We start from the raw sequence: 15,619 nt of genomic DNA on the forward strand, positions 1-15,619 counted from the left end.
CGCGCCACAGCGAGCCCCAGCCGTGGCGCCGGCCACCCATCACGAACACCCACGCACAACGCCGGTAAGAGAGCGCCCGGGCACGATCGCGCCGCCCCGACTCCCGCAGGCCGACGCACTCAGGCGATCCCCGGTCCGCGCCTCGCGGTAGCGCGCCCCCATTCGATACAGCCTCCAACCCACAGCGCTCGCCCGGGCGGCCAGCAAGATCACCTTTCCGCCTCTCCAGGCACACTTCCCGCCGGCCTTTGCTCTGCTTACCTAGGGGTGCGCGGGCGCATTAACGCGATATTTCGGTGTTCGCACCGAGCGTTCGGTGGTGGGGCTTAGCAGGCGATTCGCCGCTAGGTAAGCAGAGCAAAGCCCGGCGGTACGGGGGTGGGGCGGCTGCGGGGACGATCATGAGGCGGTCGGGGTGTGGTCTTGCGATCGCGGCACCGGCTCCGAGCGACGTGCGGAGCGCCAGCGGAGCCCGACGCGAGGTTGGCCCGCGGGAGCATGCGGCACCTGCGCTCGGCGGGTGTGGGAAAAGCTTGGTCTTCATTGACGGAACGTCATAGGTCCTGGGCAGGATGGGGGGATGACGACGCTTGGGGCGGTCTTCGTGCCGCAGTGGGAGCCGGAGCGGCTGCGTGGGGTGGCGCGGGCCGCGGATGAGGCGGGGCTGGAGGAGCTGTGGCTCTGGGAGGACTGCTTCTTCGAGAGCGGGATCGCGAGCGCTGCGGCGGCGCTGGCCTGGACCGAGCGGTTGCGCGTGGTGGTCGGACTGCTGCCGGTGCCGCTGCGGAACGTGGCGTTGACCGCGATGGAGGCGGCGAACCTGGAGCGGATGTTCCCCGGGCGGGCGCTTGTCGGCATCGGGCACGGCGTGCAGGACTGGATGGGGCAGGTGGGCGCGCGGGCCGAGTCGCCTGTCACGTTGATGCGGGAGTACGCGGTGGCGATGCGCGCGCTGCTGGACGGCGAGAAGGTGACAACCGACGGGCGGTACGTGAAGCTTGACGGCGTCGAGCTGCACTGGAAGCCGCAGAGCCCGCTTCCGCTGCTGGTCGGGGCGTCGGGGCCGCGGTCGCTGCGACTCTGCGGCGAGGTCGGGGACGTGACGATCCTGGCCGGTGGGACCACGCCGGAGGAGACGCGCCGGGCGAAGGAGCTTGTGGAGGAGGGCCGGGCCGCGGCGGGCCGGGACCCGGCACACCAGCTCGCGGTGTATCTGCCGACGGCGAGCGGCGACGGTCACGCGGAACGGCTGGCCAGGTGGGCTGCGGAGTGGGGGATGACGCAGCCGCTCGAGGACATCTCGGTGAGCGGCGACGCGGCGGCGGTGGCGGCGGGGATCCGGCGCTGGGTGGACGCCGGCGCGGACACTGTCGTGCTGCAGCCGACCACTGACGAACCGTCGCCTGAGGAGTTCGTCAGGTTCGTCGCGCGGGAGGTGCGGCCGCTGGTCAGCTGACCGCGCGCAGCGACAGCGTGTGCCAGACGAGCGCGGTGTCGGCGCCGGTGGACCACCAGAGCACGCCGTTGCGGGTCTGGATCATGCCGACGCCGTCCGCGACCCGGATGGTCTGCTGCTTCGCGAGGTCGTACACGTAGAGGATCTGGCTGCTGGCCGGGGTCGTGTCCGGCCCGGCCTCGGTGAGCACCTCGAACCGGTCGAGCACCGCCACGTCGGTCACCGCCGCCATCGCGGCGCCGCCGGCCATCCGGCGCCGGTCGGAGCCGTCGGGTCGCATCAGGTCGGTCCGGGCCGGGCCGCCCGCGGAGACGACAAGCACCCGGCACCACGCGCTGCCGCAGGTCAGCAGCTCGGTGCCGGTGGCGGGGACGGTCAGCTCGCGGTGGTTGCGCCAGTCCCGCAGCCGGGGCAGCGCGGCCTGACCGCTCTCCGCACTGACCAGCCACGGGTACGCGGCCATCGCCCAGGCACCGTCCTCGGTGCCGGTGGTGACCGCGCCGCCGGCCAGCGGGACGGACCGGATCAGCGTGGCCGGCTCGGTGGTGGGCGCGACCTCGGCCCAGTACAGCGCGCCGTCCGCGATCAGCATGTCGAACTCGGAGTTGAAGAAGACCACGTCGCCGGTGTCGGCGGTGATCCGCCGGGGCGTGCCGTCCGGCAGCGCCATCGCCCACATCTCGGTGCGGGTGACGTTGTCGTCCCCGGACACGGACTCGGCCCAGGCCAGCTCGGCGCCGTTCGTGGTGAAGCCGCCGAACTGCGGTGAGCCGGAGTAGGACAGCCGGCGCAACTCGCGCGGTGCCCCGCCGCCGGCCAGGCGCACCAGTCGTACGGCGGTGCCGTCCGGGCTGGGCGCGGTGCCGATCGCGGTGGACGGGTCGAGGAAGTACGCCGGGGCGAACGCGGGACCGTCCGGCAGGTTGCCGGGGAGTTCGCCGATCGGCACGTCCGGCCAGGCCTCGGCCGGCCCGAGCGGGCCGGTCTGCACCTGGTTCTGTGCGCGGTCCGCGTTGTTCGGCAGCACGATCAGCACCAGGCTGGAGATCAGCGCGACCGCCAGGCCGATCTCCCGGAGACCGCACCGGCGAAGCAGGTCGCCCATCGTCACCGGCCCGCCCGGCGCCGGATGGCCACGGTAAGCGCGGCGCCGAGGAGCACGCCGGTGGCGATCGCGACCGGCACCATCACCCTGGCCGCTTTACGCGCGGTGCGGAAGTCGCGGATCTGCCAGCCGTTGGCCCGGGCGGCCCGGCGCAACCCGGCGTCCGGGTTGATCGCCACCGCACTGCCCACACAGGTCAGCATCGGGAGGTCGTTGGCCGAGTCGCTGTACGCCGTGCACCGCCGCAGGTCCAGGCTCTCGACATCGGCCAGCTGCTGCACCGCGACAGCTTTCGCCGCGCCGTGCATCAGGTCGCCGACGAGGCGCCCGGTGTAGGCGCCGTCGGACACCTCCGCCACAGTGCCGATCGCGCCGGTCAGCCCGAGGCGTTGCGCGATCACCCGTCCTATCTCGATCGGGGCGGCGGTGACCAGCCAGACGCGCTGGCCGTCCTTCAGGTGGGTCTGGGCGAGCGCGTGCGTGCCCGGCCAGATCCGGACCGCCATCAGCTCGTCGAAGATCTCCTCGGCGAGGCGCTCGACCTCGTCGATCTTCCAGCCGCGGAAGAACGCCAGCGCCACGTCCCGCGCGCCGGTGATGTGCCCGTGGTGCTCGCTGACCAGCCGGAAACGCGCCTGCTGCCAGGCGAAACGGGCGACGTCGCGGGCGGTGAAGTACCGGCGGGCGGCGAGGCCGCGGGCGAACCAGTACAGCGACGCGCCCTGCATCAGCGTGTTGTCCAGATCGAAGAAGGCAGCCGCGCCCGGATCCGGCTGCGCGATGAGCGCCGCCTCCAGGTCGGTCGAGACCCAGCCCGCGGTGTGACCTTGCGCGTCCGTGCTCACGGTCACCTTGCGCATGCGGGGCACCGGATCTCCCTTCCCTCCACCATCGACGCGATAGCTCACGCGAGCGTAGCCGCCGCGCGAAGCGGAGTGCGCGGATCCCGGGGGTGAACTACGCGGCGGGCCGCCCGACCAGATGGTCGGGCGGCCCGCATGCGTTCTCACCTGGCTGTCAGCCGCCGAGCAGGCCGCCGAGCAGGTTGTCGATCACGCTGCCGCCGTCGGGCGTGGGGCTCGGTGCCGGGGTGGCGGGCGGTGCCGGCTGCGGCTTTTCATTGGTGAACGGCACGGCATCGGCGGCCGGGGAGGCGCCGCCGGCCGGCGGGGACGGTGTGGCGGTGGCCGCCGGAACTGTCGCATCCGGACCGGTCGGGGTGCCGGTGACGGGCGCGCCGCCGTCCGGCTGCCGGTCGGCGACCTGGTCCTGGGCCCGCGCGTTGTTGCCGCCGCGCACGGCCGAGCCGACCGGGTCGTCCTCCTCGCCACCGCACACGTTCGGCAGCGGGCCGAGCGCGTCGGTCTGCGGCAGCGCCTCGCGTGCCGGGCAGGCCAGCCCGTTGACCACCGCGCGGGAGCGCTTGTCAACGGAGTCGAGCAGGATCAGTGAGTCGAGCGCGCGGTCCCGGTTCGCACCGGAGAGCGTGTCGAGGAAGCCGCCGATCTGGCGCCGCTGGCCGATGACGAACGGGTCGACCGGCTCCAGCGGCGCGCCGCTGCGTTCCCTGGTCGCGGCGCCGGAGAGCAGCTTCATGCCCTCGCGGGTGTCCGCGTCCATGTCGCGGAGCACGTCCGCGAACCCGCCGGTGTCGCCGGTGACGGCGTGCGCCTCGCGCAGCCGGACGGACGCGAACTCGAGGAAGAGCCGTCCCTTGTCCTCGTCCGACCCGGCGAGCGCCAGCTGGGCCTTCTCGGTCTGCCGCTTGACGCTGTACAGCGCGTCGCCCGGATTCGCGTCCGAGCTGGCGGCGGACATGCCGGACAGCGCGACCGCGCCGGCGATCACGCCGACCACGACGGCGCCGCGGGCACGCAGCCGGCGTCCGGCCGCGTCCGCCGCGGTACCGGCCTGCAGCAGACGTGCCACCGGGGTACGCGCGTCGGCGGCCTCGGCCTCGTGGCCGATGCCCTCGCGTTCGGCGGTCGCCACCAGCATGGCCCGGAGCCCGGTCCGGAAATCGGCGTCGATCTCGGCGCCCGGCGTGACGCCGTTGAGCCCGTGGCCGAGCGCCACCAGCTCAGCGAGCTGGTCGTCCGTACGTGAGCGGCCGTGGTGGCGGGGACCTCCGTTCGCTTCGTCCAGGAGCTGGGCGAAGCGTTCGGCACGGCGACGATCGAAGATGACGTTTCTCACCGGGGCACCCCCCTTCAGTCGTCGCGGGAACCCGGACGGCGAAGGTGCCGGCCAGGGCGACCGCGATGCGGGAAAATGCCAGAACCACCATGGGTCGCATCGGTACAAACGGGCAACGGGCACGCCCGGTTACGGGACGGCTCCGAGGGAACGGGTCACGGTTGGAAGCCGTCCGGCAGGAGCCGGGCCAGGGTGCGGACCGCCCGGTACTGCAGCGCCTTGATCGCACCCTCGTTCTTCCCCATCGCCTGCGCGGTCTCCGCCACCGAGAACCCCTGGAGGAAGCGGAGCACGATGCACTCCTGCTGCTCCGGGTTGAGCTGCTTGACGGCGGTGAGCAGTGCCACGTTGGTGATGTGGTCGACGACAGCCGCTTCCGGGCTGCCCTCCGGCCCGCGGTCCTCGCGGTCCGCGTCGAGCACGTCGCCGGTGGTCACCTCAAGCCGGTACCGGCCGGACTTGAAGTGGTCGGCGACCAGGTTGCGGGCGATGGTGACGAGCCAGGCGCCGAGGTCGCGGCCCTGCCAGGTGAAGCTGCCGATCCGCTTGAGCGCGCGCAGGAACGTGTCCGACGTCAGGTCCTCGGCGAGCTGCCGGTTGCCGACCCGGAAGTAGATGAAGCGGAAGACGGTGTCCACATACCTGTCGTAGATCAGCCCGAACGCCGCAGACTCGCCGGCCTGGGCCCGCTCGACCAGCCCCCACACCTCGGCGGCCGCGTCGGACGGGTCCGGCCGGGCCGGGCGCTGCGGGGCCTCCGGCGGGGTGGGCGCGCCGCCGGTGACCGGGAGCGGCGCGGTGTCGGTGGTGCGCTGCTCCGGCGGGGCCGGCTTGACCTTCGCACCGACCCGGGCGCCGTTGGTGGGCGCGCCGGTGCGGGGCGGGGCCTGGTTGGGCGCCTGGTTCGGCGGGCGGTTACGGGTGCGTTCGCTGCCGCTGCTTTCCGCGCGAATCAGGACGGTCATTTCCTTAACTGAGTCACGGAGCTGGTGGAGGCCGTCGTTGAGCGCGTGTTGCGCCGAAAAGACAAACCCGTTCGCGTACGTCACTGGGCCTCCTCCGCGCAGCCTCTTACTGAGGGCATGTCGGCGCATCCGGCGGGTAAGGGGGGTCGGCGAGCCAGGAGCGGACAGGCACCCGTGAGGTGCAGTTGCGGTGCAAGATCGGGCACAACGGCCTCCTCGGGGTGAGGGGTGTCAACTCATAACAAAAGGGGTGAGTCGACCCTTTGAGATGATAGGGCCTGCCTCACCCACACGTGTGGAGTCCGTTACATAGAGCTGGAGTATTTCGCGGAAACCGCACTTTGGTGTCGCACACCGTGTGCGTCATGCGAAACGATACGTGTGGTGACTAGGCGCTTACCTGGGGCGATTCCCCGACACGCCCAAGCGCACTTGCACGGCGACACGCCGTCGTCGGTGTCCACCGGGGGTCACGCCAGGCGCTTACTCTTCCGTCGTGAAGGCCGACTCGGAACCCAGACTGACGCTCATCACCCGTACCGGTTGCCACCTGTGCGACACCGCCCGGGAGTCGATCGACCGGGTGGTCGCCGCGACCGGCGACCGGTACCTGGTGATCGACGTCGAGAGCGACCCTGAGCTGGAGCGGGAGTACGGCGAACGGGTCCCCGTCATCCTGCTTGACGGCCGGGAGCACGGCTACTGGCGGGTCGAGGAACAGCGCCTTCTGGCCGATCTGGCACAGCCCCGCTGACCGTTACAGTGCCTCGATGGGCACTCGCACACACCTCGTCTGGGACTGGAACGGCACGCTCCTCAACGATCTGCAACTTGTCGTCGCGGCGACCAATGCGGCGTTCGCAAGCGTCGCCGGCCCCGCGGTCACGCCGGACGAGCACCGTCGCACCTTCCGCCGCCCGATCGCTGAGTACTACGCGACAGTGCTGGGCCGGGCCGTCGACACCGACGAGTTCGGCGTGCTCGACGGCATCTTCCACGACGCGTACCGGGACGGCCTGACCTCAGTCGCGCTTGCCGAGGACGCGGCGGACGCGATGCGCGACTGGGGCGCTGACCAGTCGCTGCTATCCATGTGGTTCCACTGCGAGCTGGTCCCGGCCATCGAGCGGTACGGCCTGACCGCGCACTTCCGCCGCGTCGACGGCCTGCCCGGCACTGTCGGCGGCGACCTCAAGGCCACCTACCTCGCCCGCCACCTGGCCGAACTCGGCGTGGACGGTGCGGACACGGTGCTGATCGGCGACTCGCTCGACGACGCGGACGCCGCACACTCGGTCGGCGGCGCCGTGGTGCTCTACACCGGCGGCTTCACCGACCCGGAGCGGCTCCGCGCGTCAGGCCTCCCGGTCGCGGACACACTCTCCGAGGCCGTGCGGATCGCCAAAACGCTCTAGAGGTCTAGCCGCCGAGGTACGTCAGCACCGCCAGCACCCGGCGGTGCTGCTCCTCGTCCGGCGGCAGCTGCAGCTTGGTGAAGATGTTGCGCACGTGCTTCTCGACAGCGCCGTCGCTCACCACAAGCTTCCGGGCGATCGCGGTGTTCGACCGGCCCTCGGCCATCAGCCCGAGCACCTCCCGCTCCCGCGGCGTCAGCCCGCGCAGCGGGTCGTCCCGGCGGCGGCGCGCGAACAGCTGGGCGACCACCTCCGGGTCCAGCACGGTGCCGCCGTTCGCGACCCGGCCGACCCCGTCCAGGAAGTCCGCGATCGCTGCCACCCGGTCCTTGAGCAGGTAGCCGATCGCGCCGACCCGGTCCGCCAGCAGATCGTCCGCGTAGGAGACCTCGACGTACTGGGACAGCACCAGGATCGGCGTGCCCGGCACCAGCGACCGGGCCTGGACGGCGGCCCGCAGCCCTTCGTCAGTGTGCGACGGCGGCATCCGCACGTCGACGATCGAGACGTCCGGCCGGTGCGCGACGACCGCCTCGACAAGCGCCGGGCCGTTGTCCACGGCCGCGACCACCTCGTGCCCGTGCTCCGACAGCAGCCGGATGAGACCTTCCCGCAACAGCACCGCATCTTCGGCGATCACGACCCGCATGGATCCGTGTCTAGCACGGCAGGTCGACCCGCAGCTCCGTCGGGCCGCCCATCGGGCTGTCGATGCGAAGCGTGCCGCCGGCGGCCTGCACCCGGTCGGCCAGCCCGGCCAGCCCGTGCCCCTTTGCCACATGCGCGCCGCCGGCGCCGTTGTCGAGCACCGAGATGCCCACCCGGCCGGCCGCATGCGCCACGGTAAGCCAGCATTCGGTGGCGTTGCTGTGCTTGTTCACGTTTGTCAGCGCCTCGGCCGTCACGAAGTAGGCCGCGTTCTCCACCGCCGGGTCCAGCCGCCCGCCGGGCGTACCCAATTCAGAATCAACCGCCAGCTCCACGGGTACGGATGAGCGCCCGGCAAGCGCCGCAAGTGCGCTCGGCAGCCCGCGGTCCGCGAGCACCGGCGGCGCGATCCCGCGGGACAGTGCGCGCAACTCGTTGAGCGTGTCCACGGTGTGCGTAAGCGCCTCGTCGAGCGTGGCCTTCGCCGCTGCCGGGTCCGTCTCCATCTGCTGCTGCGCGCGGCCCAGGTCCATGGCGAGCCGGACCAGGCGCTGCTGCGGGCCGTCGTGGATGTCACGCTCCAGCCGGCGCAGCGCGTGCGCCTCCGCGGAGACCGCGGCCCGCCGCTGCCCCTCCAGCGTGGTGATCCGGGTCTGGATCTCGGCCACGCTGTTGAGCAGTGCCCTGCTGGTGTTCGCGCGCAGCAGCGCGGCGCCGCGGACCACGAGCGGCAGCGTGGCCACGAAGAAGATGCCGAGCGCGGTGTAGACCGCGATCCGGGAGCCGCTGCTGTCCGGCAGCCCGAGCAGTTCGGGCAGGTCGGTGTTGTCCGACTCGTAGGGCAGCGTCCAGTCCCACATCCAGTACGACATGCCGGCGAGCGAGCCGGCCCACCAGACCACGGTGAACGCGAACGAGATGATCGAGATGGGCAGCATCAGCAGTGCATGCGCGAAGTCGAGCCAGGACTGGGCGTCAAGGATCGGGGCGAACACCTTGTGCCACAGCCCGCCGCCCTCCTTGGCCCGCCGGTACGACGGCCGGAGATAGGACGAATGAAGCACGCCCGGCAGCCGCAGCCGTTCCAGGTCCGCAAGTCCGCGTGCGATCAGCAGGCCGCCCGCGATGATCGGCAGCCCGATCACCGTGACCGCCAGTCCGACACCGAGCGTGACGGTGACGAGAGTCAGGATGAAGCCGATCAGCCCGAGGGGGAGACCGATCAGGACGTATCCGGAATCGATCAGCAATTGCCGCATCGGGGTCGGGGACGCGGTCTCCGATTCGGCGGGGAGCGTGGTCATGACGAAAACGCTATGCCCTCCACGGGAACGTATCCGATCCCGTGCGCCAGCCTCTTCGTAGTAGGGCTCTCCCTACCGTCCCATGGTGCGCTTACGCGTTATTTGCAGCATAAAAGCCATTTGGCGCATACTGATGTGTGGGAGCGCGAGGGGCCGATCGCACGGCACGCCTCGGTGGAGACGGAGGGCTTCGGTGAACCGACGAAGCCCGATGAATTCGTTAGCATGGACGGCGGCCGGTTGTCCACTGCTTGGGTCAAGATCGCGATTTGTGCACGCCTTCACAAGCGCCTACATTGTTAGCTCTACACGCCCCGTCAGGGCAGCCGGTAACGGCGGGTGTCGAGGGGCTTCCACAACGACTGATCCGCGGGATCGGTCGAGGATCGCGACGTCGGCACGGAGTCACATGAGCCAGCACCCCCCGCCGGGCACGCCCGGGCACAACGGCGCCGTCCCCGCGCTGCCGGACCTCCCCGAGGCCACGGTCGCCCGGCTGCCGGAATACCTGCGCGCGCTGCACAACCTGGCCGAAGCAGGGCACGAGACCGTCTCCAGCGAGGAACTCGCCGCCGCGGCCGGCGTCAACTCGGCCAAGCTCCGCAAGGACCTCTCCCACCTCGGGTCGTACGGCACCCGCGGCGTCGGCTACGACGTGGCACTGCTCGTCGACCAGATCGAGTACGTGCTCGGCCTCAACCAGCGCCGCTCCGTCGTCCTTGTCGGACTCGGCAACCTCGGCCACGCCCTCGCCGGATACGCCGGGTTCGCCAGCCGGGGCTTCCGCATCGCCGCGCTCTTCGATGTCGACGCGGAACTCGTCGGCCAGCGCATCCACGGCCTGGTCGTCCGGCACCTCGACGAACTCCCGCTTGTCGCCGCGGAGGACCCGATCGCGATCGGCGTCATCGCCACCCCCGCCGACGGCGCCCAGAGCGTAGCTGACCTGCTGGTCGCCGCCGGGGTCACCGGCATCCTCAACTTCGCCCCCTGCGTGCTCAGCGTGCCGGTGGGCGTCGACGTCCGGAAGGTGGACCTCGCCATCGAGCTGCAGATCCTCTCCTTCCACCAGCACCGGAAGTCGAGCGCGGCCGGCGTGGCCGCACTCACCGCCCTGCCCGGCGGCCTGACCGGGACGGGTTCACACCATTCCACCGACGCTGCGGAGGCGGTCGGATCGTGAAACTCCTCGTCGTCGGCGCCTCGTACCGCACCAGCCCGGTCTCGGTGCTGGAGCGGCTCGTGATCGCGCCCGCGGACCTGCCCGGCATGCTCCAGCGGCTCCTCGCCCAGCCGTACGTGGGCGAGGCCGTCGTGCTCTCCACCTGCAACCGGGTCGAGATCTACGCGGCGGTCTCCGGGTTCCACGGCGGCCTCGGCGACATCTGCACCGTCCTGGCCGGGCACGCCGGCTTCGACGTCCCCACCGAGCTGGCCAGCCACCTCTACGTGCACTTCGACGGCGACGCCGTGGAGCACACCTTCAAGGTCGCGGCCGGCCTCGACTCCATGGTCATCGGCGAGCCGCAGATCCTCGGCCAACTGCGCGACGCCTACCACTCGGCCACCGAGGCGGACACGGCCGGCCGCCTGCTCCACGAGCTGATGCAGCAGGGCCTGCGGGTCGGCAAGCGCGCGCACTCGGAGACCGGCATCGACCGGGCCGGCCAGAGCGTGGTCACCGCCGCGCTCGAGGTCGCCGCCGAGCACCTGCCCGGCGGGCTGGACGGCCGCCCCGCGCTCGTCATCGGCGCGGGCGCGATGGGCGCGCTCTCCGTCGCCACGCTCAGCCGGGCCGGCGTCGGCACGCTTCACGTCACCAACCGCAACGCGCAACGGGCCGCACGGCTGGCCGAGGCGTACGGCGCACGGTCCGTCGACTACCCGGACATCACCGCCGCACTGCGCGACGCCGACCTCGTCGTCACCGCCACCGCCTCCCCGTCGCCGGTACTCACCCGCGAACTGCTCGCCGAGGTGTCCACCGCCCGGGCCGGCCGGGACCCGCTCGTCGTGCTCGACCTCGCGCTCCCCCGCGACGTCGCACCGGACGCGGCCGACCTGCCCGGCGTGGTCGTCCTCGACATCGACCGGCTCGCCGAAGCCCGGCGCGACCACCCCGCCTCCGCGGACACGATCGCGGTCGGGAACATCGTCGCGAGCGAGGTGGAGAGCTTCCTCGGCTGGCTGCGCGGCAAGGACGTGGCGCCTACCGTCGCGGCCCTGCGCGGCCGCGCGGACGACGTGCTCACCGCGGAGCTGCGCCGCCTCAACCAGCGCCGCCCGGAATTCACCGACGACCAGCGGGCGGACGTCGCCCGGACGATGCACCGCGTCGTCCAGCAACTGCTGCACTCGCCGACGGTCCGGGTCCGGCAGCTCGCGCAGACCCCCGGCGGAGACCAGTACGCGGCGCTGCTGCGCGAACTCTTCGACCTGGACATCCCGCAGGCGACCCACGCCGACGCCGTACCCGAGATCGGAGGGGAAGCGTGACCATCTCCCAGCGCCAGAGCGCCGGGTCCGGCACGCCCGCGAGCGCCCGGCAGGCCCCCCTGCGCCTGGGCACCCGGGGCAGCGCGCTCGCGCTCGCCCAGTCCCAGCGCGTCGCCGACGCGCTCACCGAGGCCACCGGCCGCCCGGTCGAACTGATCCGCATCGTGACCAGCGGGGACACCTCCGCCGCGCCGGTGCAGACGCTCGGCGTCGGCGTGTTCGTCTCCGCGCTGCGCGACGCGCTGTCGGCCAAGGACATCGACTTCGCGGTGCACAGCTACAAGGACCTGCCGACCGCGCCGGCACCCGGGCTGCACATCGCGGCCGTGCCACCCCGTGAGGACCCGCGCGACGCGCTGATCGCCCGCGGCGGCCTCCGGCTGACCGAGCTTCCCCCCGGAGCCCGGATCGGCACCGGCGCGCTGCGCCGCATCGCCCAGCTCAACGCGCTCGGCCTGCAGTTCGACGTGGTCCCGATCCGCGGCAACATCGACACCCGGATCTCCCGGGTGGTCGGCCCGCACGCGGACCTGGACGCGGTCGTGCTGGCCCGGGCCGGCCTGGCCCGGCTCGGCCGCACCGGCGAGATCGCCGAGACGCTCGACCCGATGCTGATGCTGCCCGCACCCGCACAGGGCGCGCTCGCCGTCGAGTGCCGGGCCGACGACGCCGAGATGGTCGACCTGCTCACCGCGCTCGACGACCCGGCCACCCGGGCGGTGGTCGCGGCCGAGCGGTCGCTGCTCGCCACGCTCGAAGCCGGCTGCAGCGCACCGGTCGGCGCGTACGCGGAACTCGCGGAGGGCGACGACGGCGACGAGATCTACCTGCGCGGCGCCGTGATCGCCACGGACGGCACACACGACGTGCGGCTGTCCCGAACCGGCCGCCCGGCCGACGCCGTCGAGATCGGCAAGGCGCTCGCCGCCGACCTGCTGGACGCGGGCGCCGCCGGGCTCTGGTCGGCCGCCCCGCTGAGCCCGTCCGGGGCCGAGCCCCGGAACCCTGCCCAGCCCCCGAATGGCACGACTCCGAATGCCTCACCGCGGACCGCGGAAGCACATGTAACTGGGAGCACGCAATGACCCGCACCCGTAAAGCCGTAGGCCACATCGCGTTCGTCGGGGCCGGCCCCGGCGATCCAGGCCTGCTGACCCGTCGTGCGCACGACGCCGTCGTCGACGCGGACCAGGTGATCTACGACCGGGGCCTGCCGGAAACGCTCATCGAGGCATTGAAGGCGCAGGCCGGCGAGGACGCCCAGTTCACGCCCGCCGAAGGCGCCCCCGGGGACGTGGCGAAGGTGCTGCTCTCCGCCGCCCGCTCCGGACTGCACGCCGTGCACCTGGTCGCCGGCGACCCGTTCGGCCACGACACCGTGGTCGAGGCGGTGCAGGCGGTCGCGCGTACCGCCGCGCACTTCGAGGTCGTTCCCGGCATCGGCCAGGCGGCCGGCGTCGCCACCTACGCCGGCGTTCCGCTGCCCGGCGTGCGCACCACCGGCGACATCGACGACGTCGCCACGCTTGACTTCGAGGCGCTCGCCGCCGCGCTCGGCCGCGGCTCGATCTCGCTCGCCGTCGACGCGGGAGACCTCGCGGCGGTCCGGGACGGCCTGCTCGCCGGCGGCGTCGACGGCACCACACCTGTCGGCGTGACCGGCGACGGCACCGGCGACACCCAGCACACCACCACCTCGTCCGTCGACTCTTTCGTCGCGGCAGCGCTCGGCTTCACCGGCCGGGTGGTGCTCACGCTCGGCACCGGCGTCGCCGAGCGCGACAAGCTGAGCTGGTGGGAGAACCGCCCGCTGTACGGCTGGAAGGTGCTCGTCCCGCGTACCAAGGAGCAGGCCGGCGTGATGAGCGCGCGGCTGCGGGCCTACGGCGCGATCCCGTGCGAGGTGCCGACCATCGCGGTCGAGCCGCCGCGCACGCCCGCCCAGATGGAGCGCGCGATCAAGGGCCTGGTCGACGGCCGGTACGCCTGGGTCGTCTTCACCTCGGTGAACGCGGTCCGCGCGGTCTGGGAGAAGTTCGGCGAGCACGGCCTGGACGCCCGCCACTTCGGCGGTGTCAAGATCGCCTGCATCGGCGAGGCCACGGCCGAAGCGGTGCGCGCGTTCGGCATCCAGCCCGAGATGATCCCCGCCGGCGAGCAGTCCTCCGAGGGCCTGCTGGCCGAGTTCTCCCCGCACGACGAGATCCTCGACCCGGTGGGCCGGGTGCTGCTCCCGCGCGCCGACATCGCGACCGAGACGCTCGCCGCCGGACTTGTCGAGCGCGGCTGGGAGGTCGACGACGTGACCGCGTACCGGACCGTCCGGGCCGCCCCGCCGCCCGCCGACATCCGCGACGCGATCAAGTCCGGCGGCTTCGACGCGGTGCTCTTCACCTCGTCCTCCACCGTCCGTAACCTGGTCGGCATCGCCGGAAAGCCGCACCAGCGCACCGTGGTCGCGGTGATCGGCCCGAAGACCGCGGAGACCGCGACGGAGTTCGGCCTGCGGGTCGACGTCCAGCCGCCGCACGCCTCGGTCCCGGACCTGGTGGAGGCGCTCGCCGGGTACGCCGTCGAACTGCGCGAGAAGCTGGCCGCGATGCCGGCCAAGCAGCGCCGCGGCTCGAAGGTGCAGGGCCCGACCGCACTCCGTTTCCGCTGACACTCGACGCCAAGGAAGGCTGAGAGACCATGTCGTTCCCCGACGTCCGCCCCCGGCGTCTCCGTCGTACCCCGGCCCTGCGCCGGATGGTCGAGGAGACCCGGGTGGCGCCGGCCCAGCTGATCCTGCCGATGTTCGTCAAGGAGGGTCTCACCGCGCCGCGGCCGATCACCTCGATGCCCGGCGTGGTCCAGCACTCCCGCGACTCGCTGCGCAAGGCAGTTGTCGAGGCCGTACAGGCGGGCGTCGGCGGCGTGATGCTCTTCGGCGTGCCGGAGACCCGGGACGAGACCGGCTCCGCGGGCATCGACCCGGACGGCGTACTCAACGTGGCACTGCGCGACGTGTACTCCGAGGTCGGCGACGCCACCGTCATCATGAGCGACGTCTGCCTCGACGAGTTCACCTCGCACGGCCACTGCGGTCTGCTGGCCGCGGACGGCACGGTGGACAACGACGCCACCCTGGCGGCGTACGCGGAGCTGGCCGTGGCCCAGGCCGCCGCCGGCGCTGGCGTGCTCGCCCCGTCCGGGATGATGGACGGCCAGGTCGGCGTGATCCGTAAGGCCTTGGACGCCGCCGGCTACTCCGACCGCGCGATTCTCGCCTACGCCGTGAAGTACGCGTCGTCCTTCTACGGCCCGTTCCGCGAGGCCGTCGAGTCCGCCCTCGAGGGCGACCGCCGCACCTACCAGCAGAACCCCGCCAACCTGCGCGAGTCGCTGCGCGAGGTCGCGCTGGACGTGGCCGAGGGCGCCGACATGGTCATGGTCAAGCCCGCGCTGCCCTACCTCGACGTGCTCACCCGGGTCTCGGACGCGGTGGACGTGCCGGTGGCCGCCTACCAGATCAGCGGCGAGTACGCGATCGTCGAAGCCGCCGCCGCCAACGGCTGGATCAACCGCGAGGCCGCAATCCTCGAAACCCTCACCTCGATCCACCGCGCCGGCGCCCAGATGATCCTTACCTACTGGGCCGTCGAGGCCGCCACCCTCCTCCGCCACCGCTACTGACCCCCCGAATGTGGGGACAATCCCCACCCACCCCGTCCCCACATTCGTGCACCCTCCCTCCCTGCCGCCCCGCCCACAGCCGGCACCACACCCCCACCACATCACTTCACGACGCCTGGGTACGCCACGCGCCCGCACCTCCACCGACCAGGCACCCAGCGCTTCCCGGCGAGCCCTCGCCCCTCCCACCGTCTGTCACCGCCCGACGCCCGCACCGCCCGTGCAGCCTGACACTGCTCCGCATCCCGCCGCGCCTCGAAACGTCAACCCGGGCGTCCCCGCGATTCGCCCGCCTTCCCACGCACGGCCTCGCCGCTGTTCTGCTGTGGCTTCCCGGCAGCCCTGGCGATCGCCCCACC

Annotated in this window: 13 protein-coding genes and 1 pseudogene; 8 read left to right on the forward strand and 6 right to left on the reverse strand. The window is 72.2% G+C overall.

Annotated features, from left to right (window positions below):
- Positions 1–580 precede the first annotated feature (580 nt).
- A complete protein-coding gene (locus ACIA8K_RS13235; protein ID WP_396058279.1) occupies positions 581–1,456 on the forward strand; it encodes an LLM class flavin-dependent oxidoreductase in 876 nt (291 codons plus the stop codon).
- Here the strand turns inward: ACIA8K_RS13235 and ACIA8K_RS13240 are convergent.
- From ACIA8K_RS13240 to ACIA8K_RS13255, 4 genes and pseudogenes are all read right to left on the reverse strand, one after another.
- Complete coding sequence (locus ACIA8K_RS13240) at positions 1,449–2,567, reverse strand: hypothetical protein (protein ID WP_396058281.1); 1,119 nt, start codon at positions 2,565–2,567, stop codon at positions 1,449–1,451. The two genes, ACIA8K_RS13235 and ACIA8K_RS13240, sit on opposite strands and share 8 nt — an antisense overlap.
- Positions 2,564–3,421 carry an HAD family hydrolase gene (locus ACIA8K_RS13245; protein WP_396058283.1) on the reverse strand — a complete coding sequence of 286 codons (858 nt, stop codon included), beginning with the start codon at positions 3,419–3,421 and terminating at the stop codon, positions 2,564–2,566. The genes ACIA8K_RS13240 and ACIA8K_RS13245 overlap by 4 nt, the downstream gene beginning before the upstream one ends.
- 472 nt (positions 3,422–3,893) lie before the next feature.
- Positions 3,894–4,757: pseudogene (locus tag ACIA8K_RS13250) on the reverse strand (DUF5667 domain-containing protein); the annotation flags it as partial.
- 155 nt (positions 4,758–4,912) lie between these two features.
- Positions 4,913–5,722 (reverse strand): ECF subfamily RNA polymerase sigma factor, BldN family, encoded by an 810-nt coding sequence (locus tag ACIA8K_RS13255; RefSeq protein ID WP_396058285.1) that lies wholly within the window; start codon positions 5,720–5,722, stop codon positions 4,913–4,915.
- 496 nt (positions 5,723–6,218) lie between these two features.
- Between ACIA8K_RS13255 and ACIA8K_RS13260 the strand changes: the two genes are divergently transcribed.
- Entirely contained in the window at positions 6,219–6,476 is a 258-nt protein-coding gene (locus ACIA8K_RS13260) for a glutaredoxin family protein (RefSeq protein WP_396058287.1), read from the forward strand.
- Positions 6,477–6,492: 16 nt separating this feature from the next.
- On the forward strand, positions 6,493–7,137 hold the full coding sequence (locus ACIA8K_RS13265; RefSeq protein ID WP_396058289.1) for an HAD family hydrolase: 645 nt from the start codon (positions 6,493–6,495) through the stop codon (positions 7,135–7,137).
- 4 nt (positions 7,138–7,141) lie between these two features.
- On the opposite strand, the gene ACIA8K_RS13270 is transcribed toward ACIA8K_RS13265, so the two are convergent.
- Complete coding sequence (locus ACIA8K_RS13270) at positions 7,142–7,786, reverse strand: response regulator (protein ID WP_396058291.1); 645 nt, start codon at positions 7,784–7,786, stop codon at positions 7,142–7,144.
- Positions 7,787–7,796: 10 nt separating this feature from the next.
- Entirely contained in the window at positions 7,797–9,089 is a 1,293-nt protein-coding gene (locus ACIA8K_RS13275) for a sensor histidine kinase (protein ID WP_396058293.1), read from the reverse strand.
- 409 nt (positions 9,090–9,498) lie between these two features.
- Here ACIA8K_RS13275 and ACIA8K_RS13280 point away from each other — a divergent pair, with 409 nt between their 5' ends.
- Genes ACIA8K_RS13280 through hemB form a run of 5 tightly spaced genes read left to right on the forward strand, consistent with a single transcriptional unit; the run spans position 9,499 to position 15,260 of the window.
- The gene (locus ACIA8K_RS13280; protein WP_396058295.1) at positions 9,499–10,272 is read left to right on the forward strand and encodes a redox-sensing transcriptional repressor Rex; all 774 of its coding nucleotides are present in this window, start codon (positions 9,499–9,501) and stop codon (positions 10,270–10,272) included.
- On the forward strand, positions 10,269–11,585 hold the full coding sequence (locus tag ACIA8K_RS13285) for a glutamyl-tRNA reductase (protein WP_396058297.1): 1,317 nt from the start codon (positions 10,269–10,271) through the stop codon (positions 11,583–11,585). Before ACIA8K_RS13280 ends, ACIA8K_RS13285 begins: the two co-directional genes overlap by 4 nt.
- Positions 11,586–11,587: 2 nt before the next feature.
- Positions 11,588–12,670 (forward strand): hydroxymethylbilane synthase, encoded by a 1,083-nt coding sequence (gene hemC, locus ACIA8K_RS13290; protein WP_396058527.1) that lies wholly within the window; start codon positions 11,588–11,590, stop codon positions 12,668–12,670.
- A complete protein-coding gene (locus ACIA8K_RS13295) occupies positions 12,667–14,247 on the forward strand; it encodes a uroporphyrinogen-III synthase (protein WP_396058299.1) in 1,581 nt (526 codons plus the stop codon). Before hemC ends, ACIA8K_RS13295 begins: the two co-directional genes overlap by 4 nt.
- Positions 14,248–14,276: 29 nt before the next feature.
- Complete coding sequence (gene hemB, locus ACIA8K_RS13300) at positions 14,277–15,260, forward strand: porphobilinogen synthase (RefSeq protein ID WP_396058301.1); 984 nt, start codon at positions 14,277–14,279, stop codon at positions 15,258–15,260.
- Positions 15,261–15,619 lie beyond the last annotated feature (359 nt).

The sequence above is a fragment of the Catenuloplanes sp. NPDC051500 genome, assembly GCF_044454585.1.
Classification (GTDB): Bacteria; Actinomycetota; Actinomycetes; order Mycobacteriales; family Micromonosporaceae; genus Catenuloplanes.

Bases quoted from the DNA above. Each gene is read 5' to 3' on its own strand.
- hemB (WP_396058301.1), top strand. From the start codon at position 14,277: ATGTCGTTCCCCGACGTCCGCCCCCGGCGTCTCCGTCGTACCCCGGCC.
- ACIA8K_RS13245 (WP_396058283.1), bottom strand. From the start codon at position 3,421: ATGCGCAAGGTGACCGTGAGCACGGACGCGCAAGGTCACACCGCGGGC.
- ACIA8K_RS13235 (WP_396058279.1), top strand. From the start codon at position 581: ATGACGACGCTTGGGGCGGTCTTCGTGCCGCAGTGGGAGCCGGAGCGG.
- ACIA8K_RS13255 (WP_396058285.1), bottom strand. From the start codon at position 5,722: ATGACCGTCCTGATTCGCGCGGAAAGCAGCGGCAGCGAACGCACCCGT.
- ACIA8K_RS13265 (WP_396058289.1), top strand. From the start codon at position 6,493: ATGGGCACTCGCACACACCTCGTCTGGGACTGGAACGGCACGCTCCTC.
- ACIA8K_RS13275 (WP_396058293.1), bottom strand. From the start codon at position 9,089: ATGACCACGCTCCCCGCCGAATCGGAGACCGCGTCCCCGACCCCGATG.
- ACIA8K_RS13270 (WP_396058291.1), bottom strand. From the start codon at position 7,786: ATGCGGGTCGTGATCGCCGAAGATGCGGTGCTGTTGCGGGAAGGTCTC.
- ACIA8K_RS13295 (WP_396058299.1), top strand. From the start codon at position 12,667: ATGACCCGCACCCGTAAAGCCGTAGGCCACATCGCGTTCGTCGGGGCC.
- ACIA8K_RS13280 (WP_396058295.1), top strand. From the start codon at position 9,499: ATGAGCCAGCACCCCCCGCCGGGCACGCCCGGGCACAACGGCGCCGTC.